Below are 23,179 nucleotides of genomic sequence, written 5' to 3' on the forward strand. Positions count from 1 at the left end.
ATAACGGGGACTGTCTTTTTTATTTGGGGGTATTTTTCCTTTTTTACCGCTTGTCACAATTCGGGAACTGAAAAACGTTATATAGGTGTAGGCAGTCAACGAGGAGGTGATTCTTTGGAACGGCGAGACCCCGGGGCCCAAGCGAGTCCAACGCTGGTTGATGAAGCCATAAATCAGGTGCGTGCAGGAGACCGTGAGGCTTTTGCAACGATAATCCGGGCCTTTGAAAGGCAGATATATACGTATTGTTATTACATTTTGAAAAGCCGTGAAGAAGCTGAGGATGCGGTTCAAGATATTTTTGTGAAAGTGTATCGGGAGCTTGAGCGTTATAGGAAAGTGGAATCTTTTTCCGCCTGGCTGTATAAAGTGGCCTACCATCATTGTCTGGACCAGATTCGTAAACGCAAGCGGCGTAGCCGTCTGTTATCCCTGTATAAAGAGCAGCACCCGAAGGCTTATTATAATCCCAGCGATGAAGGGCCGGTACAGTTATTGATGGACAGTTTATCGGCCGAGGAAAGTAATCTGCTGATCCTCAAGGTTGTTGAACAGTACAGCTTCGAGGAGATTGGGCAAATTATGGATTGTAATCCTGCTGCCCTGCGGAAGAAATTTGAACGCCTGCGTAAAAAGCTGGTCCGGCAAAAGATGAATGAAGGAGGAGGCTCTCATGGAGAAGTGGCAAGGTCGAACTGAAAGCCGGAAGATGCAGGACATTCGTCAAATGGTCCAAAATCATGGGCTGCCGGTAGACAGTTTCAGCGATTTAATTATGAAGCGAATAGGAGAAGAGGATATGGAAAAAAGAGCATCGGCCAAACGTGGCGGCAGATTCCTGAAAAAAACGCTGGTGGCTACATCCACAGCAGCAGTGCTGGGCGCAGGGATTATCGGGAGCGGATTTGTATCACCGGTTATGGCGGATACGTTGAAGCAGATTCCGATTGTAGGAAATATTTTTAAAGATATAGAGGATAAGGGTCTTCAAGCCGCAGGTGAAAAAGGTCTATCCACGGCCCCTAACCAAAGCGTTACCCATGATGGGGTGACGTTGAAGCTTACCGATATCTATTATGACGGCACGCGGTTGGCGTTCGCAATCGAACGTGAAGGTATTGATAACGACGAGACGATGGCAAAGCAAATTATTGAACCCATTGAGTTTGATCCGGCTGTAAAGGAAAAGAAGGCAAAAGTAACATTAGACCAGTCCGTTAAGGGCTTGCTGGGTTCAGCTGTCCTAAAAATGCCGGATGGAAAAGAAGTAGCTTATGGAATGTCGATGTCTGGCGATGTTGAAGGAAAAAAGAACACCCTTTTGTATGATTTCAGAAAGCTGAGCAACACTGAAGGCTATGGTAATGAATTCGAATTAAGCGTCAGTATACCGGTAACACAAATCGCAGAGCCTTTTGAATTCAAGGTGCCAGTGAAAAAGGTAACGGAAGGCATTGTCAAACTTGATCTGAACCAAACGAAAAAGACACAGGAATTCAGTTATACCATTAAAAAACTGGAGCTGACTCCGGCCACAAGCAGAATGGTTGTGAATGAAGCAGGTAAAGTTCCAAGCTTGCCGAAGCCGATATCCGGCTACAACGCTTCCGAAATGCTCTATGATATCGTGGGCGATCAAAGCAATAATGTGCTTTCCCAACAAGGATATTTTTACAGTCCGCTAGTCACAACTCACCCTATCGTCGATCTTGACTTCGAGCCGTTCCCGAAAGCGCCGAAAACGATTACGGTTAAGCCATTTACGCATGCCGTTGACAAAGATCTCAAGCCTTTGAAGGATGCCAACGGAAAACCGGTGAAGCATTATTACCCAGAGCTTGAACAAACGATTCAAATCCCTTAAGAATAATTCTGCAAAAAGAAGCTCGTGTCTGCCTGATGGCAGATGCGGGCTTTTTTTCAAGCGGGATTCAGGCGTGCTATAATTAGGCAGTATGGAAAGGAGAGAGCTATGAAGGTATTAGTACTTGCCGAGAAGCCGTCGGTTGCGCGCGAGATTGCGCGGGTGATGGGCTGTGGAAACAAACAGAAGAGTTATATTGAAGGACCGAAATATGTGGTTACCTGGGCTTTGGGGCATCTGGTGGGCCTGGCGGAGCCGGAGGACTATAACAATAAATTTGCCAACTGGGCGCTGGAGGATTTGCCGATTCTGCCGGAGAAGGCCAAGCTGAAGGTGCTGCGGGAGACGAGCCAGCAGTACAAGGCTGTGCAGCAGCTGATGAAACGGCAGGACATAGAAGAACTGATTGTGGCTACGGATGCTGCGCGTGAAGGCGAGCTGCTGGCGCGCTGGATCATGAATATGGCTGGCTGGAAAAAGCCGTTCCGGCGGCTCTGGATCTCTTCGCAGACGGACAAGGCGATCAGGGAAGGGTTCGCATCGCTCCGGCCGGGCCGGGAGTTTGACCGGCTGTATGAATCGGCGCGCTGCCGTGCTGAAGCAGACTGGATGATCGGGCTGAACGTGACGCGGGCATTGACCTGCAAGTTCGGTGCGCCGCTGTCTGCCGGACGGGTGCAGACCCCGACACTGGGCATGATTATGGACCGGGAGAATGAAATTACCGGCTTCCGTTCCCAGGAGTATGACTTGCTGACGGCTGATTTTGGCAGCTTCCAGGCCGGCTGGCGGGCCCAGGGCGGAGATGGGCGTATTTTTGAACGGGATACAACGGCAAAGCTGAAAGAGAGGCTCACGGGACGAAGCGGACGCATCGCCAAGGTGCAAAAAAGTGAGAAAAGCGAACCCCATCCGCTGGCATATGATCTCACAGAGCTGCAGCGTGATGCGAACCGCAAGTTCGGATTCTCGGCCAAGCAAACCTCAAGTGTGCTTCAGCGGCTGTATGAGCAGCATAAGCTGGTGACCTATCCGCGTACAGACAGCCGGTATCTGACGTCGGATATGACAGGCACGCTCAAGGAAAGGCTGGACAGTGTGGCTGTGGGGCCTTATGCGGCCTTGGCAAGACCGCTGCTGCGCAAGCCGCTGCCGATCACCAAGCGGGTTGTGGATGACAGCAAGGTGAGCGATCACCATGCGATTATTCCTACGGAGCAGACTGTACTTCTTAATCAGCTAAGTGCTGAGGAACGCAAGCTTTATGATCTGATTGTACGCCGGTTCATCAGCCTGTTCTATCCTGCAGCGCGTTACGATGCGGTGGCGGTGACGGTAAACGTTGATGGAGAAGTTTTTCATGTCAAAGGCACAACGGTAAAAGATGCGGGCTGGCGCGAGGTCTACGGCGGAGATATGAGCAGCGATGACGAAGACGGGAACACCGCAGATGAACCGGCGGCAAGCAGTGTGAAGCTCCCTGAACTGCGTGAAGGGGAAGCCGTTACCGTGCAGCGGTGCATCATCCGGCCAGGCCGGACACAGCCTCCGAAGCGCTACAATGAAGCTTCACTGCTGACCCAGATGGAGAAGCATGGGCTGGGAACGCCGGCTACACGCGCTGACATTATCGAGAAACTGGTCAGCTCCGATACGATTGAACGTCAGGGCAATCTGCTGCATCCGACAGGAAAAGGCAAGCAGCTGATAGGCTTGGTGGCAGGACAACTGCACACACCTGAGCTGACAGCGCGCTGGGAGGCGGAGCTGGAGAAAATCGCCCGCGGACAAGGGCGGCCTGAGCCTTTTCTGCAAGGCATCCGGAGCATGGCACAGGAGCTGGTGTCCGGTGTGAAGAACAGCGGGGCGGAATATAAGCCGCATAATGTCTCGAACAGCCATTGTCCAAACTGTGGAACAAGATTGCTGGAGAAGAAGACCAAGCGCGGCAAGCTGCTGGTCTGCCCGGCAGATGACTGCGGTTATACCCGTGCGGGAGAGAAGCAGCTGTCTAACCGCCGCTGCCCGCAGTGCCACAAGAAGATGGAGCTAAAAGAGGGGAAGGCAGGGCTCTATGTCCAGTGCCTTGGCTGCGGAATTACAGAGACAATGGATAAAGACCATAAGCATATCAACAAACGTGAGCAGCAGAGGCTCGTGCAGCAGTACAGCAAACAGGAGAGTGTAGGCTCTAACCTGGGTGAGCTGCTCAAAGCAGCGATGGAAGCCAAGGAGAAGGGCAAATAAGGAGATCAGGAACGAACCTGCTGCAGCCGGGAATGGGCGGTACAGATAGCGGTTGCGGAAAAATAGAAATAAGCGGGTGATGTAGTGGCGGCAGTTCAGCGGCGTAGTGCTGAAGCACAAACGGTGGGAGCCCAGGGAAGGCAGGGCGGAAGCCGGTTTTTCTTTTTGATAATTGTCTTTATGTTCTGGTTCTCTTCTTATATCTATGTACCGGTGCTTTCGCCTTACGTGGAGCATTTGGGAGCCTCTTATGTAATGGTTGGGGCAGTGCTTGGAGTGTATGGGCTGATGCAGATTCTGTTCCGGCTGCCGATCGGCATTGGTTCGGATGTTCTGAACCGGCGCAGGCCTTTTATCTACCTGGGACTGATCGCCAGCGGCGCAAGCTGTCTGCTGTTCCTGGCGGGTGCGGACCCTGGCTGGGCGCTCGCAGCCCGGGCGGTATCCGGAATTGCCGCATCGGCTTGGGTTGTTTATTCGGTGATGTTTGCCGGATATTTTCCCAAAGAGGACGCTGGAAGGGCGATGGGCATGCTGCAGTTCACCACGGTGATTGCACAGCTGGCGAGCATGATGATCAGCGGATATATAGCAGAGCACTGGGGCTGGAACGCCCCGTTTGTCATTGGTGGAGTGGTGGCTGCGGCTGCGCTGCTGCTTGCACTACGTTTGCCGGAACAACGGCAGGATAAGCGGGAAAATGCAATTCAGCTTAAAGACCTGGCTGAAGTGATCAAGGAGCCGCTGCTGGTCAAAGTGTCGCTTTTATCGGTGCTGGCGCATTGTGTACTGTTTATTACGATGTTCGGGTATACTCCGAATCAGGCGCTTGCAATCGGTGCGGGCAAGGAAAGCCTCGGCTGGCTCACCTTGGCGTTCATGCTGCCCCATGCGGCAGCGACATTATATGGTTCCCGCTGGTTCGGAAGGCTGCTTGGCGACCGGGGAACACTGCTGCTCGGGTTTGCCGGAAGCGCACTGTTCACACTGTTGATCCCCTCGATGCCGACTCTTGCGGCTCTGTGCGCGACCCAGGTGGGGAATGGCTTTATGCAGGGGCTGATTTTCCCTTTGCTGCTGGGCAAATCAGTCTCCGGTGTGGCTCCGTTCAAACGGGCAACGGCAATGGGGTTCTACCAGGCGGTGTATGCCATCGGTATGTCGGGCGGCCCTTTTGTGGCGGGATGGATGAGCTCGGCCTATGGATTGAAAGGCGGGTTTTGGCTGGGAGGAATCGCCGCTCTGCTGGCTGCATTGCTCTCCTGGGTATGGATTAGGGAAGCGGGCAGAACCGGCGGCCGGGCTCCAAAGATCGGGGCAGAGACTTGAAACATAAGAAGTTGTAAGCTTCATGCTATAAACTATCGTTCTATTACTCGCTGAACCGGATATCTGGAAGCGATAAAGAGTATAGATGCCTTGGAAGATACGCTTTTTAAGGACGGGGAAGGCGCTTTTACTTGGCAGCTGATGTAAGAGTTATTGGTTTTTTGTCAAAAAGGGGACTATAATATACAGTAGATAGGTTGAGTGGGAGGGGGGGCCGGCAAGGATGGTCCAGGTTGTACTGCTGTGGTTCGCACTGATTAATATTATTGGTTATGTGGTCATGTCCGAAGATAAGAACAAGGCCCGGAAGAGACGGGACCGCGTACCCGAAAAAACATTGTTTCTGCTGGCATTTATGGGCGGCGCGCTGGGCGTGCTGATTGCCATGTACCACAAACGCCACAAGACCAGGCATACTTCCTTCGTGATCGGAATTCCGCTCTTGCTGCTGCTGAACATCTTGCTGTATGGTTATTTTTTGGGATAAACAAAACAGAAGAAGAGGTGGCGTACATGTTATTCTCGAAAATATTGCTGGCCTATGACGGGTCCAAGGCTTCCAATCAGGCGCTGGAGCGCGCGATCGAACTGGCCAAGGTAACTCCGGGCTCATCCCTTTACGTTGTACACGCTTTTGAATTCCCGCGGTTTTTTATCGGGGAAGCTCTCGCGCCTCTGCCGGCTTCAGTGAATAAGGACTATTATGATTTGGCGGTACAAACCACCGATGAAGTGAAAAGCCGTCTGGAAGCTGAAGGACTGAATGCGACAGTTGAACTGCTGCAGGGCTCTCCTGCTGAAGTGATTTTGACCTACGCTAAGGAGCAGGGTGCGGATGTCATTGTGATCGGCAGCCGTGGACTGGGTGGAATTCGTGAATTTGTTCTGGGCAGTGTAAGCCATAATGTAGTTCAGAGCGCGCGTATTCCGGTACTGGTTGTAAAATAATATATTATCCTGGAGGAGCGCCCGTGCGTTCCCCTTTTTCTTTTAGGCAATGGAACTGCGTGCGTGATGAAGAATCCAAATGTGCCCAAAAGCGAACGTTTTAACTCCTTTATATGACAATGTTCGTGTTTAAGTTGACATGATGTGTAGGCCATTGTTAAGATGAACCTATGAAGAGCTCGTATAAAACCGGGGATAAGGCCCGGAAGTTTCTACCCGGTAACCGTAAATTGCCGGACTACGAGGGAATAGGATGACTAGAACGGCCGTCAGCGCCGCTCCGGACACGGGGCGGCGAGCTGTGCGCTTATCCCAGTTGCATGCCGCTGAAGCAGTAAATAGGGGCTGCACTCCTAATTCCCGAAGTAGTCTGGGTCCATCCGCAGCAAAATGCGTCTGGAATCCGGGCTTTTTTTTTCGGATTTATGGAAAACTAGCATGAAACAGGACAAACTTATTACACATGAGTCTCTAAATCGGGAAGCGGAAGGTAGGTTGAATCATGTCAGTGCAGGTTGGTGTCATCATGGGCAGCAAATCAGATTGGGAAACAATGGAGCATGCTTGCAACGTCCTTGAGGAGCTGGGGGTAGCGTATGAGAAAAAAGTGATATCAGCGCACCGCACACCGGATCTGATGTTCCGCTACGCGGAGGAAGCGGCAGGCCGCGGGCTGCGCGTCATTATCGCCGGAGCAGGCGGTGCAGCGCATCTGCCGGGGATGGTGGCAGCAAAGACCATGCTGCCCGTTATCGGAGTCCCGGTACAGTCGAAGGCGCTGAACGGTCTGGATTCGCTGCTCTCCATTGTGCAGATGCCGGGTGGCATTCCGGTAGCCACCGTAGCGATAGGCCGTGCAGGAGCGACCAATGCGGGGCTGCTCGCTGCGCAGATCATCGGCGCATTCGATCCTGAGGTGCAGAGCCGGGCGCAGCAGCGGCGCGACGCCATTCAGCGCGAAGTGCTGGAAAGCAGCGAGAGCCTATGAGGCCGGAAGAGCTGAAGACTGGTGGGCTGGGGGCATCGGCTGGGGAGCTGACAGCACAGAGCCTAGAAGCTCCGGGGCAAGGCAGCCCGGAGGGCAGGGGGATGGCGAAGCCGGCAGCTGCCGCTTCGGAGGACACCGCCGCGCCGGGTACAGGCGCGGCCCGGACCCTGCTGCCCGGCGCGGTCATCGGCATGCTCGGCGGCGGGCAGCTCGGGCGCATGATGGCGCTGGCCGGCAGCGCCATGGGCTACCGCTTCGTAGCGCTGGACCCTGCGCCGGATGCGCCCTGCGGGCAGGTGACGCCGCAGATTACAGCGGCGTACGACGACCGGGACGCGGCGCGTGAGCTGGCCCGGCGCGCGGACGTCATCACGTACGAGTTCGAGAACGTCGACGCGGACGTGGCCGCGCTGCTGACGGCAGAGTCGTACGTGCCGCAGGGCAGCGCGCTGCTGTATACGACGCAGCACCGGCTGCGCGAGAAGGCGGCGGTCGAGGCGGCGGGCGTCCCCGTTGCCCCGTACCGCAAGGTCGGCAGCCTGGCCGAGCTTACGGCCGCGGCAGCCGAGCTGGGCCTCCCCTGTGTGCTGAAGACAGCCACAGGGGGGTATGACGGCAAGGGACAAGCCGTCATCCGCCAGCCGGAGGAGCTGGAAGCCGCCTTCCGGCAGGTGGCGCCGGGCGCTTCAGCCGGAGGCGCTCTGCCCGAGCTGGTGCTGGAGAAATTTGTCCCCTTCAAATGCGAAATTTCTGTGGTTGCCGCCCGCAGCGCCTCCGGCGAGGTGAAGAGCTTCCCGGCCGCGGAGAACATCCACGTGAACAACATCCTGCATCTGTCGATCGTGCCTGCCAGGGTGCCGGAAGAGATTCAGCGGCGGGCCTGCGAGCTGGCCGAGCGGATTGTCTCCGGGATGAATGCGGTTGGACTGCTGGCGGTGGAAATGTTCGTGACCGAGAGCGGCGAGCTGTTCGTAAATGAGCTGGCGCCGCGTCCGCATAATTCCGGGCATTATACGATGGATGCCTGTGTCACCTCGCAGTTTGAGCAGCATGTGCGTGCCATCTGCAATCTGCCGCTGGGTGATACCTCGCTGCTGACCCCTGTGGTCATGGTGAATGTGCTGGGCCAGCATCTGGATGGGGCCATTCAGGCGGTCTGTGCCCCGGATGAAGCAGGAAACCGGCTTGGTGTAGCACCCAAGCTTCATATATATGGCAAGGCTGAGAGCAAGACCGGCCGCAAAATGGGCCACATCAACCTGCTCTGCAAGGACACCGGCGACGGGTTGTCCTGGGTGGAGCAAACTAACCTTTGGAGGAACTGACCAGATATGATCGAACGTTACAGCAGACCTGAGATGCGGGCCATTTGGACCGAAGAGAATAAATTCAACGCGTGGCTGGAAGTGGAGCTTTGCGCCTGCGAGGCATGGGCCGAGCTGGGAGTCATCCCGCATGAAGATGCTGCGAAGCTGCGGAAGAATGCCAAATTCGACATCGGCCGCATTAATGAGATTGAGCTCGAAACACGTCATGATGTTATTGCGTTTACCCGTGCGGTATCCGAGAGCCTGGGCGCGGAGCGCAAATGGGTACACTATGGGCTAACCTCCACGGACGTTGTGGATACGGCGCTCGGCTATCTGCTGCGCCAGGCCAACGAGATTCTGGAGCAGGATATTATCCATTTCATCGGAATTCTCAAGGACAAAGCGCTGGCCTATAAAGACACTCCGATGATGGGACGCACCCATGGCGTACATGCCGAGCCAACCACGTTTGGACTCAAAATGGCGCTCTGGTACGAGGAAATGAAGCGCAACCTGGAGCGTTTCCGCCATGCTGCAAACGGCGTGCAGTTCGGCAAAATCTCCGGCGCGGTCGGCACCTACGCCAATATCGACCCGTTCGTTGAAGAATTCGTCTGCCGCAAGCTGGGCACCAGCCCGGCGCCGATCTCCACACAGACGCTGCAGCGTGACCGCCACGCGGAATATATGGCTGCGCTGGCCCTTGTCGCCACTTCCCTGGACAAGTTCGCTACCGAAATCCGCGCGCTGCAAAAGAGCGAAATCCGCGAGGTGGAAGAGGCTTTTGCCAAAGGCCAGAAGGGCTCGTCGGCGATGCCGCACAAACGTAATCCGATCGGCTGCGAGAACATCTCCGGCTTGTCGCGCGTTATTCGCGGCCACATGATGACTGCTTACGAGAACGTGCCGCTGTGGCATGAACGCGACATCTCGCATTCCTCCGTGGAGCGGATTATCCTTCCGGATGCGACCATGCTGCTGAACTATATGCTGAACCGCTTCGGCAACATCGTGAAGAACCTGACCGTGTTCCCGGACAATATGAAACGCAACATGAACCGCACCTTCGGGGTGCCGTTCTCCGGCCGCATTCTGACCAAGCTGATCGACAAGGGCTTCAGCCGCGAGCAGGCCTACGATACCGTGCAGCCGCGTGCGATGCAGGCCTGGGAGGAGCAAACCCAGTTCCGCGATATCGTGGAGGCCACACCGGAAATCACCGCTGTGCTTAGCCCGGAAGAGATTGAGGATGCTTTTAATCCTTCGTGGCACCTTAAGCATGTGGATACCATCTTCCGTAAGCTGGAGCTTATTTAATTAAAGGTAAGAGTATACGCAAGATCATTTGTTCAAGGGAGGAAAGGTCATGACATACCCTGCCGTATCCACGGCTGTGGATCTCGTAAATGCACCGCTGCTCTACAAAGGAAAGGTTCGCGAGCTGTACGATCTGGGGAAAGAAGTGCTGATCGTGGTCACGGACCGGATATCCGCATTCGACTACGTGCTTGATCCGGCGGTGCCGGAGAAAGGCAATGTGCTTAACCGGCTAAGCGCGTTCTGGTTTGGCCAAACCAGTGAATTGATGGAGAACCACGTCGTGCATATTGATGTGGACCAGCTGGGGGGATCGTGAAGGACCGGGAGGCGCTCAGAAACCGTATCATGGTCGTCCGCAAAGCGGAGCGTATTGACATCGAATGCGTCGTGCGCGGCTGCATTACCGGCGGCGGCTGGCGGCAGTATCAGGAGACCGGCAAGGTCAACGGCATCGGGCTTCCTGCGGGCCTGCGCAAAAACGCGCAGCTGTCCCAGCCGATTTTTACCCCTGCGGCCAAAAATGATGTCGGCCACGACGAGGATATCCCTTTTGAGAAGATGCAGGAGCTGATTGGGGCGGAGCTTGCGCTGGAGCTTAAGGAGAAAAGCCTGAAGCTGTTCGCTTTTGCCAGAGAGTACTGCGAAGAGCGTGGCATTATCCTCGCGGATTGCAAATTCGAGTTCGGGCTGCTGGACGGCAAGGTGATCCTGATCGACGAAATTTTTACACCGGATGCTTCACGCTTCTGGGCCAAGGACAAATATGCGCTGGATATTGAGATCGACAGCATGGACAAGGAGCCGGTCCGGACGTATCTCTCCGCATCCTCCTGGGACAAGAACAGCACCCCGGGCCCGCTCCCGGCAGAAGTCGTGGAAGAAACCACCCGCCGTTATCTGGACATTTATCATCGCCTCACCGGCAAGACTTTATAGATTGTTTGTATTATCCCGGCCAGTATTAATTGCACTCTATGCAGTTATTTTGCACAAAATAAATGCAACTTGCATTTTAAATGTACTTGGTACAGCTAAAACAGGTGATAAGGCCTTAAAAAGCAGATATTCAGGAATATAACTGTAAGGAATACAACTAAAAATGATTTTGCCGGAGATATTGAGATTATAGCTGTATGTTATGCAGTAAAAGCTGTATGTCAAGCAGTTGAGTTAGTTATAACGTTGAGGTACCGACCATTATTTACGCCAAGCCAAGCTCATTAAATTTTAGGAGGAACTACAAGCGTATGTTAAAAGCGACAGTGTATGTCACCATCAAAAAAAGTGTGCTCGATCCCCAGGGTGTAGCCGTGCAAGGGGCGCTGCATTCCGTTGGTTTTCAGGAAGTGGAGAGCTTGCGCATTGGCAAGTATATGGAATTGACTCTGGATACCGACAACCGTGCTGAAGCGGAAGGACGCCTGAAGGAAATGTGTGAAAAGCTGTTGGCCAACACGGTAATCGAGGATTACCGCTACGAATTGGAGGACTAAAAGTCATGAAATTTGCTGTACTTGTCTTTCCGGGTTCCAATTGCGATATTGACTGCTACAAGGCGGTAGAAGACAGCCTCGGCGAACCAGTAGAATATGTGTGGCATACGGCGACTGATCTGTCGGCTTATGACTGTATTCTTGTGCCGGGCGGCTTCTCTTATGGTGATTATCTGCGCTGCGGTGCGATTTCCCGGTTTGCTCCGGTGATGGCTGAAGTGGCCAAAGCCGCAGAGCAGGGCAAATTTGTGCTCGGCATCTGCAACGGATTCCAGATTCTGACCGAAGCCGGCCTGCTGCCAGGTGCCCTGCGCCGCAATATGTCGATGAAGTTCCGCTGTCATGATACGGTGCTTAAGGTGGTTAATAACACTACGCCGTTTACAATTGATTATGCGAAGGATGAGGAGATTGTCATTCCAATCGCGCATGGTGAAGGCAACTACTACTGTGATGAAGAGACTTTGGCCGGGCTAAAAGCCAATAATCAGATCGTGTTCACCTATAGTGATAATCCTAATGGCTCCGTGGAGCATATTGCCGGGATCAGCAATGTGCAGGGCAATGTGGTTGGCATGATGCCTCACCCGGAACGCGCAGCGAACAGCCTGCTTGGTTCGGAAGATGGCAAACGGATGTTCACATCCATTCTCAAGACATGGAGGGATCGTTATGACACAGCAAGTATCCGCTAAGGAGCCGACAGCCGAGCAAATCGCGGAGCAGAAAATCTACAATCAATTCGGTGTGTCGGACAGCGAATATGAGCTCATCACTTCTTTCATGGGCCGCAAGCCAAATTATACGGAGATCGGCGTGTTCAGTGTAATGTGGTCTGAGCACTGTGCCTATAAGAACTCGAAGCCGCTGCTGGGCCGTTTCCCTACGAGCGGGCCGCGCGTGCTGATGGGACCGGGCGAAGGCGCCGGGATCGTTGACATTGGAGACAACCAGGCCGTTGTGTTCAAAATCGAAAGCCATAACCATCCTTCGGCAGTTGAGCCTTACCAGGGCGCGGCGACCGGGGTGGGCGGGATTATCCGCGATATTTTCTCCATGGGCGCAAGACCGGTGGCGCTGATGAACTCCCTGCGTTTCGGGAAGCTCGAAAGCGACCGGGTCAAATATTTGTTCGAGCATGTCGTATCCGGTATCGCCGGCTATGGCAACTGTATCGGGATTCCGACAGTGGGCGGCGAAATTATGTTTGACAACAGCTATGACGGCAATCCGCTGGTCAATGCCATGTGTGTCGGACTCATTGATCATGACAAAATCCAGCGCGGTGTAGCCAAAGGTGTAGGCAACCCGGTGTTCTACGTAGGTCCTCCTACCGGACGCGACGGGATTCACGGCGCAACCTTTGCCTCCGTCGAGCTGAGCGAGGAATCGGAAGCCAAGAAGACAGCGGTGCAGGTCGGCGATCCGTTTATGGAAAAGCTGGTGATGGAATCCTGCCTGGAGCTGATCGACAGCGGCATTGTGCTGGGCATTCAGGATATGGGCGCAGCCGGACTGACCTGCTCCAGTGCCGAAATGGCGAGCAAGGCGGGCAACGGCCTGGAGCTGTATCTGGACCAGGTGCCGCAGCGTGAAGACGGCATGACGCCTTACGAGATGATGTTGTCTGAGTCGCAGGAGCGGATGCTGTTTGTGGTTGAACCCAAGGATGAAGCACAGGCACAGGAGATTTTTGACCGCTGGGGGGTTATCTGCCGTAAAGTGGGCAAGGTAACCGATGACGGCCGCCTGAAGCTGTTCCATCATGGCGAGGTTGTCGGTGATATGCCGGTAAAGGCTCTGGTGGATGAGTGCCCGATTTATAAAAAGCCATCTGCGGTGCCTGCGTACTATGAAAAGAATGCATCGGTTGATACACTTCGTTATGCAGAAGTAAAGGATCTGGGCGGCGCCTTGCATACCGTATTGGCATCACCGACAGTAGCGAGCAAAGCATGGGTCTACAACCAGTATGATTACATGGTCCGGACAAGCACTGCGGTCCGTCCGGGTTCCGATGCGGCGGTGGTGACGATTCATGGCACCCGCAAGGGCTTGGCTATGACTACAGACTGCAATGGCCGTTATGTCTATCTTGACCCTGAAGTTGGCGGGCGGATTGCAGTCAGCGAAGCGGCGCGCAACATCGTCTGTTCCGGGGCCAAGCCGCTGGCGATTACGGATAACCTGAATTTCGGCAGTCCGGAGAAGCCGGAAATATTCTGGCAGATGGAACGTGCTGTAGATGGCATGGCTGAAGCCTGCCGCGTGCTGGACACGCCGGTTATCGGCGGCAATGTCAGCTTGTACAACGAAAATGCCTCCGGAGCAATCTATCCGACACCGGTTGTCGGCATGGTCGGGCTAGTCGAAGATACCGATCATATTACCACTCAGGCCTTCAAGCAGGAAGGCGATGCTATTCTGCTGCTGGGCGTGACTAAGGCGGAGCTGGGCGGCAGCGAATTCCAGTATGCCGTACACGGCCTGACGGAAGGCCGTCCGCCGGAGCTGGATCTGGCAACCGAGCAGAAGCTGCTGGATGCTGTTCTTGCGGCGATCCGCAGCGGACTGGTCCGCTCGGCGCATGACCTCTCCGAAGGGGGCTTGGCCGCAGCGCTGGCTGAGAGCTGTATCAGCGGCTCTATCGGTGCGAATGTGGAGTGGTCCGCTGGCGGACTGCGCAGAGATGTGGCGTTGTTCAGCGAGAGCCAATCCCGCATTGTGCTGACAGCGGCACCTGGCCGTGCGGAAGAGCTGAGGGCAGCAGTAGCTGCCTATGGCGTGCCGGCTGAAATTATCGGAACGGTCGGCGGCGACAGACTGCGTGTCTCCTTGGACGGCGAAGCCGTGCTGGACGAAGCTGTAGCCGCACTAAAAACCACTTGGGAGGATGCTATTCCATGTCTTATGAAATAAAGACCGGGAACAAGCAGGAGAACCCCATCCTGTGGACCGGCGACTTTTACAACGAAGGAACGGGCTCGGGAGATATTTTTGATACGCTAAAAGAAGAATGCGGCGTCTTCGGGGTCTTCGGACACCCGGAGGCTGCCTCCATGTCATATTACGGCCTGCATGCCCTGCAGCACCGGGGAAGAGAGTGCGGGCATCTGCGTGGCAGATGGACGGGATTTCCACTATCACCGCGGCATGGGGCTGGTCAAAGAAGTGTTCGACAAGGACAGAATCGCCTCGCTGGTCGGCAACATGTCCATTGGCCATGTGCGCTATTCCACCAGCGGCGACAGCCGTCTGGCCAATGCGCAGCCGCTGGTCTTCAAATACCGTGACGGGGATTTGGCGATTGCCACCAACGGGAATATTGTGAATGAGCCGCTGATCCGCAAGCAGTTGGAGCAGAGCGGTTCCATCTTCCAGACCACAAGCGATACCGAGGTGCTGGCGCATCTGATTGCCCGCTCGCAGAAGGAGTTTGTCGAAGCGACTAAAGATGCCCTCCAGCAGCTGGTGGGCGGCTTCGCCTTCCTGCTGATGACCAATGACAAGCTGATTGTAGCTTCCGACACGCATGGCCTCCGTCCGCTGGTGATGGGGCGTGTAGGTGAAGCCTATGTTTTTGCCTCGGAATCCTGCGCGCTGGAAGTCATCGGCGCTCAGTTCGTCCGCGACATTGAGCCCGGCGAGCTGCTGGTTCTTGACCAGAACGGCTTCCGGGAAGACCATTTTGCCGAGCCGCAGCGCAAGGCGCTGTGTGCGATGGAATACATTTATTTTGCCCGGCCGGACAGCGATCTGAACGGCTCCAACCTTCATGCCGCCCGCAAACGGATGGGCAGCCGGATGGCGCTGGAAGCCTTCGTTGACGCTGATATCGTAACCGGCGTGCCGGATTCCAGCATCTCCGCGGCCATCGGCTATGCCGAGCAGACCGGCATTCCCTATGAGCTTGGCCTGATTAAGAACAAATATACCGGCCGCACCTTCATCCAGCCGAGTCAGGAACTGCGCGAGCAAGGCGTGAAGATGAAACTGAGCGCGGTGCGCCGCGTCGTAGAAGGCCAGCGCGTGGTTATGATCGACGACTCCATCGTGCGCGGCACCACTTCGCGCCGGATCGTCAACCTGCTGCGCGAAGCCGGAGCAACTGAGGTCCATGTGCGGATTACCTCGCCGCCTTTCAAGAATCCTTGCTTCTACGGCATCGATACTCCGGACCGCCGCGAGCTGATCGCCTCTTACAAGACGGTCGAAGAAATCTGCCACGAGATCAATGCCGATTCGCTGGCATTCCTCACGCCGGCAGGCCTGATCCAGGCCATCGGCGGTTACAACAGCGGAGATTATAAGGGCGGCCTGTGTCTGTCCTGCTTCGATAATGATTACCCGACGCAGGTGGATTTTGGCGGGGAGGAGAAGGACGGGTGCTCGTGTTAAGGGGTCCGTCCCCTGAAGTCGTGGGTCCATCCCCCTAAGTCCCCCTTGCAAAGGGGGATTCCAGAGGGCGCTGCCCTCCGGCCACCCGAAAGCTCGGCGGTAGGAGTTTGCTCTAAACTTTCTAAGAGGACGTGGGTGCGGGTGCCTGCTTTGTCCTGCGGACACGCTTTACGGCGCACCGCGCCCTGGCGGCATGCTGCCCCGCCGGGCCTGAATGCTCAAGAACCAGCCTGTTTGCTGCGCAAAATCGGGGGTTCTCTCGCCTGCGGCACGCACGGCTTCGCCCCGTGCGCCAAGGGCAAAAGCAAGGGCTCAAGAACCAGCCTGTTTGCTGCGCAAAATCGGAGGTTCTCTCGCCCTTGGCGCGCACGGCTTCGCCGCGTGCGCCAAGGGCAAAAGCAAGGGCTCAAGAACCAGCCTGTTTGCTGCGCAAAAGCGGGGGTTCTCTCGCCTGCGGCGCGCACGGCATCGCCCCGTGCGCCAAGGGCAAAAGCTTGAGTCCCCGTTCTGTTTGCTGCGCAAAAGCGGGGGAGCTCTCGCTAAAGGAGGCGCTTGGCTTCGCCAAAAGCGCCGACTGACTGCCCTGTGCAAGGCGCGTAACTGCGGCTTGCGGCGGGGGTTGAACCCGGTGGTTGGAGTTATGGAGAGGAAGTTTGGAACTGGAGGAGCGTCAGCGTTCGCCTGAAAGCTTTCCGTAGGAAAGCTCGCTTCGGAAGCATATGCTATGTTTGGATTTCTACCGCGGACAGCGGTTCAAATCAAGGAAATCCAAACATAGCAGCGACCGGAAGTCCAAACATTCCTCGTAATGACGACTATAACCACCCATCAATCCCTGCCGCCCCGAACACGCGCTCTAAACTAATTTAAATGAGGTGTCCAATAGTGTCGGAAGCTTATAAAAACGCCGGAGTGGATATTGCAGCTGGCAATGAAGCGGTAGAACGCATGAAGAAGCATGTGAAGCGCACATTCCGTCCGGAAGTGATGACAGAGCTCGGCGGGTTCGGTGCACTCTTCGGACTCAATAAAGACAAGTATGAAGAGCCGGTGCTCGTGTCGGGAACCGACGGGGTGGGCACGAAGCTCAAAATCGCTTTCGCGGCCGACCGCCACGACACGATTGGCATCGATGCGGTAGCCATGTGTGTGAATGATATTGTAGTGCAGGGGGCAGAGCCTCTGTTCTTCCTCGATTATCTGGCCTGCGACAAGGTTGTGCCCGAAAAGATCGAAGCGATTGTTGCCGGAATTGCCGAAGGCTGTCATCAGGCAGGCTGCGCGCTGATCGGCGGCGAGACGGCTGAGATGCCGGGCATGTATTCGGCGGGTGAATATGATATCGCCGGATTCACGGTGGGTGTAGCCGACAAGGCCAAGCTGGTGACAGGTGCAGATATCGCGCCTGGAGATACGGTCATTGGCCTGGCGTCCAGCGGTGTGCACAGCAACGGCTTTTCGCTGGTGCGCAAGCTTTTGCTGGAGGAAGACGGCTATGGGCTGAACGATGTAGTGCCGGAGCTGGGCGCTCCGCTGGTAGATGTGCTGCTGGCGCCTACCAAGATTTATGTGAAGCCGCTGCTGGGGCTGCTGGAGCAGCTGCCGGTCAAGGGCATGGCCCATATTACCGGAGGCGGGTTCATCGAGAACATTCCGCGCGTGCTGCCGGAAGGTGTGAACGTGGACATTAACTACGGCTCGTGGCCGGTTTTGCCGATCTTTGATTTGCTGCAGAAAAAAGGCGGCGTCAGCAACCGTGATATGTTCACCACCTTTAATATGGGCGTAGGTCTGGTGCTGGTTGTGGCTGAGGCGGATGGAGAACGCGCACTGGAATGGTTAAAAGAGGCCGGGGAAGAAGCCTACTTGATCGGCAGAGTAACGGAAGGGGAACGCATCGTTACCTTTACGGGAGCTGAAGTGTGATGCAGTGGAGCCGGATCGCTGTCTTTGCCTCCGGGCAGGGCAGCAATTTTGCCGCACTGGCAGAGGCGGAGCGGGCAGGACAGCTTGGCGGAGGGCGTATAGAGCTGCTGGTATCCGACAGACCGGAAGCGCCTGTGGCGAAGCGTGCGGAGGAGGCGGGCATCCCAGCTCTGCTGCTGCGGCCGAAGGACTTCGCAAGCCGCGAGCTCTACGAGGCCGAGATTGTAGCCGAGCTGCAGCGCCGGGATATCGGCCTGATCGTTCTGGCCGGTTACATGCGGCTGATTACCCCGGTGCTGCTGACGCCTTACGCAGGCCGGACCGTAAATATCCACCCCTCGCTTTTACCCGCCTTCGCCGGAAAGGACGCCATTGGCCAAGCGCTGGATTACGGTGTGAAGCTGACGGGAGTAACGGTGCATTTTGTCGATGGCGGCATGGATACCGGACCGGTCATTGCCCAGCGCAGTGTGGCCGTGGAGCCTGGTGACACTGTGGAATCGCTGGCAGAGCGCATTCATCAAGTGGAATATGAGCTGTACCCTGAGGTTGTGCGTGCTTTGGCTGAAGGAAAGGTAGAACTGGATGGCAGAAAAACGGTTATTCGGGAATAGCCGCCCGGTTGTGATATTTCTCGGGAAATATTGCACAAGCAGTGAAGGCAGCCCGGAAGAAGGCAGATTTTGTTCTTTTTTTGCACAGTTGGTGTTGAAATAAGAGGAAATTGTGCATCGTCCCTCGCAGCTGCATTGAGGTTGGTAACCCATTTTACTCAATTAGGTTAGTATCGGCACAACGAAGATTACAGATTTCAAGTTCAATCTATATGGCAGATTTTCTCAGTGTGCTTCACCTGCAACTAAAATTTAACATCATCCGGAGGAGGACTATCAAAGTGAGTATCAAAAGAGCGCTGGTCAGCGTATCGGACAAACAGGGCATCGTGGATTTTTGCCGCGGGTTGTCTGCATTGGGCGTAGAAATCATCTCCACAGGCGGCACTAGCACCCTTTTGGCAAAAGAAGGCGTTCCGGTCATCGGCATTTCGGATGTGACAGGGTTCCCGGAAATTATGGACGGGCGCGTGAAGACGCTGCATCCGGCTGTACACAGCGGCCTTCTGGCGGTCCGTGACAACGAGGAGCACACACGGCAGATGCAGGAGCTGGGCCTGGACTACATCGATCTGGTTGTGGTGAATCTCTACCCGTTCGCGGAGACGATTGCCAAACCGGATGTGTCGTATGAGGAAGCGATCGAGAACATCGACATCGGCGGACCGACGATGCTGCGTTCGGCGGCGAAGAACCATGCTTTTGTCAGTGTGGTCGTGGATGCAGCCGACTATGTCTCGGTGCTTGAGGAAGTGCGTGCAGGCGGAGATACTACTCTGGAAACCCGCAAACGTCTTGCGGCAAAAGTGTTCCGCCACACGGCGGCTTACGATGCCCTGATTTCCGATTATCTGGCGAATGTGACCGGTGAACCGCTGCCGGAGCGCTATACGGTAACCTACGAGAAAATTCAGGATCTCCGGTATGGGGAGAATCCGCACCAGAAGGCAGCGTTCTACCGCAAACCTCTGGCCGCTCAAGACTCGCTGACCGCTGCCGAGCAGCTGCACGGCAAGGAACTGTCCTACAACAACATCAATGACGCCAACGCGGCGCTGCAGATCGTGAAGGAGTTCGAAGAGCCGGCTGTGGTAGCAGTGAAGCACATGAATCCTTGCGGGGTAGGCGTAGGGGCAAGCGTATATGAAGCGTATCAAAAAGCCTATAATGCCGATCCAACCTCCATCTTTGGCGGAATTGTAGCGGCCAACCGGATTATTGATGCCGATACGGCCAATATGCTGAAGGACATCTTCCTGGAGATCGTGCTGGCACCGGGCTTCACAGAGGAAGCGCTGGACATTCTCACGAAGAAAAAGAATATCCGCCTGCTCAAACTGGGCAATCTCAGCACGGCTGCGGCGCGGAAATCCAGCTTTGTGGTAACTTCCATTGAAGGCGGCATGGTCGTTCAGGAGAGCGATGTGCATTCCGTCAATCCGGAAGAGCTGCAGGTAGTGACGAACCGCAAGCCTACTGAAGAAGAGTTGAAGCAGCTGCTGTTCGGCTGGAAGGTTGTTAAGCATGTGAAGTCTAACGCTATCGTGCTGGTGGCGGATGATATGACAGTCGGCGTAGGCGCAGGCCAGATGAACCGTGTCGGTGCGGCGAAGATCGCCATTGAGCAGGCCGGGGAGAAAGCCAAGGGTTCTGTGCTGGCCTCCGATGCGTTTTTCCCAATGGGCGATACGCTGGAAATGGCAGCAAAAGCAGGCATCACGGCGGTTATTCAGCCGGGTGGCTCCATTAAGGACGAAGAGTCCATCAAAGTTGCTAATGAATATGGTATTGCCATGGTCTTCACCGGCGTTCGCCATTTCAAACACTAGAACGCTGGGAGGACTCAATTCAATGGATATCTTAGTAGTGGGCGGCGGCGGCCGCGAGCATGCCATCATCTGGAGCCTGTCCCGCAGTCCCAAAGCGGGTAAAATCTACTGCGCACCCGGCAATGCCGGGATTGCGCAGCTGGCCGAATGTGTGCCGATCGGCGTGTTCGAGTTCGATAAGCTGACCGCTTTTGCCAAGGAGAAGAGCATTGACTACGTCGTCATCGGGCCGGATGATCCGCTGGCGGCTGGCATTGTCGATGCATTCGAAGCACATCATATTCCTGTATTCGGCCCCCGCAAGAATGCAGCGGAAATTGAAGGCAGTAAAACCTTTATGAAGGATCTGCTGCATAAATACAGCATCCCTACCGCTGCCTATGAGAAGTTTAGTGACTACGAAGCAGCGCTGTCCTATTTGCGTGGCCAGGGACTGCCGGTTGTCATCAAAGCGGACGGGCTGGCGGCGGGAAAAGGTGTGACCGTGGCTTACTCCCGGGAAGAGGCGGAACTCGCCCTGCGGGATATCATGGTGACCAAGGTGTTTGGGGAAGCCGGGGCACAGGTTGTCATTGAGGAGTTTCTGGCCGGGCAGGAAATGTCGATTCTTGCCTTTGTGGATGGAGAGACTGTGCGTCCGATGGTTGCCGCACAGGACCACAAGCCTGTATTTGACGGTGATAAAGGCCCGAATACAGGCGGCATGGGCACTTACTCACCGCTGCCGCATATTGACGAAGCGATTATTCAGGAAGCGGTGGAGACGATTATCAAGCCGACAGCCCGGGCAATGGTAGCGGAAGGCCGTCCATTCAGCGGTGTGCTGTTCGCCGGCCTGATGATCTCACCGGATGGCAAACCGAAGACCATTGAATTCAACGCACGTTTCGGCGATCCCGAAACACAGGTCGTGCTTCCAAGACTTAAGAGTGATCTGCTGGAGATATTCCTTGCGGTCACGGAAGGAAGACTGGCAGAGGCCGAGATTGAGTGGAGCGAGGAAGCAGCGGTGTGCGTGGTCCTGGCTTCTGAGGGATACCCCGGGCCTTATCCGAAGGGCGTGCCGATTGCTGGTCTTGAGAACTGCTCGAATGATTTGGTTTTTCATGCCGGAACGGAACGGACGGAAGAGGGAACATGGGTAACAAATGGCGGACGCGTGCTGGGAGTCGTTGGCATGGGAGCAAGCATTGCCGAAGCGCGTTCAGCAGCCTACGCCAGCGTGGCGAAGATTTCATTTCCCGGAATGCACAGCCGCAGCGACATCGCCATGAAGGCGCTGATCTGAGGATAAAGAACTGTATTAGCGCAAGTTTTTACGCTATTAGTCCTAAAAAAGGACTGACAAGTGGTAGAAGAAGTGCTATAATACAACTCGTACGGGGGAAAAATGTGCGGATATATACAGATAAAGGGTCTTTCCTTTCAGGAAAGGCCTTTTTTAAATCACCGGAAGTTGTAAGTGATATAGAAAAACCTCGTGCCGGAAAATGATGCCTGTAGTGCTTAAGCAGCAATGAGCTCATGCGAATGGTTAGTGACAGATTTAAGGGGGAATTAGTTTTGAGTAAGGTTGGAAGAAATGACTTGTGCCCATGCGGAAGCGGGAAAAAATATAAGAAATGCTGCCTGGACAAGGAGTCCTCTGCGGTAGAATCCATACTGCGGCTGGTAACAACGGAGGAAGCGGCGGCTGCACAAGAGCCGGCAGCTATCCGGCCGGAAATGGAACAGGCGGTCCAGGAAACCTCGATTCAGCCTGAGGGCAAGCTGACCCTGACCAAGCTGAAAAAGATGGTGGCGCGTGAAATGAAATGGGAGCATCCGGCTCACGAACAGCTGGCCTTGCAGCTTATCGAGAGCATGAGGAACCAATACGAGCGGGAGCTGATTTTTGAAGCTCTGGTGCTATGGAACGGCTATTCCCGCCAGACCAGACCTGCCGTGAAAAAGACAGGCTCGTTCTGTGCCGCAATCGAGTATCTGTTGTCCGAGGAATACGGTTTCAATGTTTCGCAGGCTGAGCTGGCCGACAAATATGAGGTAACGGCGGCGACGATCTCCCGCAAGGTTAAGGAGATACTCAATTACATCGAGGATTACGGCATGGGCGGCGAAGCTGACGAACTGGCAATGCTGAACGGCCCGGGCACACCGAAGGACAAAGCGCAGGCTCTGCTGTATAAGGCGATGGAAGCCAGTTCTTCCAAACGGAGAATACAGCTGGCGGAAACGGCGCTGGAGATGTATCCTGACAGCTCTGATGCGTATCTCATTCTGGCTGAGGAATCGGACAATGAGCAGGAGGCACGGGCTTATCTCAAGGCCGGAATCGCTGCAGGCGAACGCGAGCTGGGCGAGCTGTATTTTGAGAAGAACAAAGGGGACTTCTGGGGGCTTCATGAAACCCGGCCATACATCCGGATTTGTAAAAGCTACGCCGAATCCTGCTGGTTTGGCGGAGATGCCAAAGAAGCAGCACAAATCCTGGAGCATATTCTGGAGCTGAATACGGAAGATAATACCGGAGCGCGCTACCTGCTCGCTGCTGTGTACCTGTACAGCAACCAATTGAAGCGGGCAGAGCAGGTGCTGGAGAAGTATGGCAAGGATGACGCCGCAGCAGCCTTTGCCTATGACCGGATCATTCTGGAGTATAAGAAGAACGGAATTACCTCCCAGCTCAAAATGCTGTACCGCGTGGCCCGGGGTGTGAACAAGCATGTGCCCGATTACCTGCTGGGTGTGAAGCGGCTGCCGCATAACCTTCCTGATTTTGTCGGAATGGGCGATTCCAACGAAGCGATTGAATATGTTATTATGCACTCCCGTCTATGGGCGAGCGTGCCGGATCTGCTGAAGTGGATGCTAAAACAATAGGGGAATTCTCCCAATAACCGGTCACAGCCGCAT

Annotated in this window: 17 protein-coding genes, 2 pseudogenes and 1 riboswitch; all 19 genes and pseudogenes read left to right on the top strand. The window is 55.1% G+C overall.

What is annotated here, in order from left to right:
• Positions 1-114 precede the first annotated feature (114 nt).
• The 19 genes and pseudogenes from JI735_RS12310 (at position 115) to JI735_RS12400 (ending at position 23,146) form a co-directional block, all read left to right on the top strand.
• Complete coding sequence (locus JI735_RS12310; protein ID WP_039832232.1) at positions 115-699, top strand: RNA polymerase sigma factor; 585 nt, start codon at positions 115-117, stop codon at positions 697-699.
• Positions 674-1,864, top strand: a complete 1,191-nt coding sequence (locus tag JI735_RS12315; protein WP_039832233.1) for a DUF4179 domain-containing protein — start codon at positions 674-676, stop codon at positions 1,862-1,864. The genes JI735_RS12310 and JI735_RS12315 overlap by 26 nt, the downstream gene beginning before the upstream one ends.
• Positions 1,865-1,972: 108 nt before the next feature.
• Positions 1,973-4,111 carry a DNA topoisomerase III gene (locus JI735_RS12320; RefSeq protein ID WP_039832234.1) on the top strand — a complete coding sequence of 713 codons (2,139 nt, stop codon included), beginning with the start codon at positions 1,973-1,975 and terminating at the stop codon, positions 4,109-4,111.
• An 84-nt stretch (positions 4,112-4,195) separates the two neighbouring features.
• Entirely contained in the window at positions 4,196-5,440 is a 1,245-nt protein-coding gene (locus JI735_RS12325; RefSeq protein WP_051051317.1) for an MFS transporter, read from the top strand.
• A 223-nt stretch (positions 5,441-5,663) separates the two neighbouring features.
• The gene (locus tag JI735_RS12330) at positions 5,664-5,927 is read left to right on the top strand and encodes a DUF1294 domain-containing protein (RefSeq protein WP_020427264.1); all 264 of its coding nucleotides are present in this window, start codon (positions 5,664-5,666) and stop codon (positions 5,925-5,927) included.
• A 26-nt stretch (positions 5,928-5,953) separates the two neighbouring features.
• On the top strand, positions 5,954-6,388 hold the full coding sequence (locus JI735_RS12335; RefSeq protein WP_020427263.1) for a universal stress protein: 435 nt from the start codon (positions 5,954-5,956) through the stop codon (positions 6,386-6,388).
• 159 nt (positions 6,389-6,547) lie between these two features.
• A riboswitch (purine riboswitch) is annotated at positions 6,548-6,649 on the top strand.
• Between the two features lie 241 nt (positions 6,650-6,890).
• Positions 6,891-7,376: a 5-(carboxyamino)imidazole ribonucleotide mutase gene (purE, locus tag JI735_RS12340; protein WP_039832235.1), complete on the top strand. Its 486-nt coding sequence runs from the start codon at positions 6,891-6,893 to the stop codon at positions 7,374-7,376.
• A gap of 101 nt (positions 7,377-7,477) precedes the next feature.
• Complete coding sequence (gene purK / locus JI735_RS12345) at positions 7,478-8,701, top strand: 5-(carboxyamino)imidazole ribonucleotide synthase (RefSeq protein ID WP_267919228.1); 1,224 nt, start codon at positions 7,478-7,480, stop codon at positions 8,699-8,701.
• A 6-nt stretch (positions 8,702-8,707) separates the two neighbouring features.
• A complete protein-coding gene (gene purB / locus JI735_RS12350) occupies positions 8,708-10,003 on the top strand; it encodes an adenylosuccinate lyase (protein WP_039836689.1) in 1,296 nt (431 codons plus the stop codon).
• A 49-nt stretch (positions 10,004-10,052) separates the two neighbouring features.
• Positions 10,053-10,942: pseudogene (locus JI735_RS12355) on the top strand (phosphoribosylaminoimidazolesuccinocarboxamide synthase).
• 311 nt (positions 10,943-11,253) lie between these two features.
• Positions 11,254-11,499 carry a phosphoribosylformylglycinamidine synthase subunit PurS gene (gene purS, locus JI735_RS12360; RefSeq protein WP_019913657.1) on the top strand — a complete coding sequence of 82 codons (246 nt, stop codon included), beginning with the start codon at positions 11,254-11,256 and terminating at the stop codon, positions 11,497-11,499.
• Between the two features lie 5 nt (positions 11,500-11,504).
• Positions 11,505-12,194 carry a phosphoribosylformylglycinamidine synthase subunit PurQ gene (gene purQ / locus JI735_RS12365; protein WP_039836687.1) on the top strand — a complete coding sequence of 230 codons (690 nt, stop codon included), beginning with the start codon at positions 11,505-11,507 and terminating at the stop codon, positions 12,192-12,194.
• Entirely contained in the window at positions 12,172-14,418 is a 2,247-nt protein-coding gene (gene purL, locus JI735_RS12370) for a phosphoribosylformylglycinamidine synthase subunit PurL (protein WP_039836686.1), read from the top strand. Before purQ ends, purL begins: the two co-directional genes overlap by 23 nt.
• Positions 14,403-15,897: pseudogene (gene purF, locus JI735_RS12375) on the top strand (amidophosphoribosyltransferase). The gene purL and the pseudogene purF overlap by 16 nt, the downstream one beginning before the upstream one ends.
• An 885-nt stretch (positions 15,898-16,782) precedes the next feature.
• Entirely contained in the window at positions 16,783-17,823 is a 1,041-nt protein-coding gene (purM, locus tag JI735_RS12380; protein ID WP_202677432.1) for a phosphoribosylformylglycinamidine cyclo-ligase, read from the top strand.
• The gene (gene purN / locus JI735_RS12385) at positions 17,823-18,437 is read left to right on the top strand and encodes a phosphoribosylglycinamide formyltransferase (protein WP_039836679.1); all 615 of its coding nucleotides are present in this window, start codon (positions 17,823-17,825) and stop codon (positions 18,435-18,437) included. The genes purM and purN overlap by 1 nt, the downstream gene beginning before the upstream one ends.
• Positions 18,438-18,718: 281 nt before the next feature.
• Positions 18,719-20,266: a bifunctional phosphoribosylaminoimidazolecarboxamide formyltransferase/IMP cyclohydrolase gene (gene purH, locus JI735_RS12390; RefSeq protein WP_039836677.1), complete on the top strand. Its 1,548-nt coding sequence runs from the start codon at positions 18,719-18,721 to the stop codon at positions 20,264-20,266.
• Positions 20,267-20,288: 22 nt separating this feature from the next.
• Positions 20,289-21,554 (top strand): phosphoribosylamine--glycine ligase, encoded by a 1,266-nt coding sequence (gene purD / locus JI735_RS12395; protein WP_039836676.1) that lies wholly within the window; start codon positions 20,289-20,291, stop codon positions 21,552-21,554.
• A gap of 275 nt (positions 21,555-21,829) precedes the next feature.
• The gene (locus JI735_RS12400; protein ID WP_039836675.1) at positions 21,830-23,146 is read left to right on the top strand and encodes an SEC-C metal-binding domain-containing protein; all 1,317 of its coding nucleotides are present in this window, start codon (positions 21,830-21,832) and stop codon (positions 23,144-23,146) included.
• The last annotated feature ends 33 nt before the right edge of the window (positions 23,147-23,179 follow it).

Source organism: Paenibacillus sonchi, from assembly GCF_016772475.1.
Lineage (GTDB): Bacteria > Bacillota > Bacilli > Paenibacillales > Paenibacillaceae > Paenibacillus_AQ > Paenibacillus_AQ sonchi.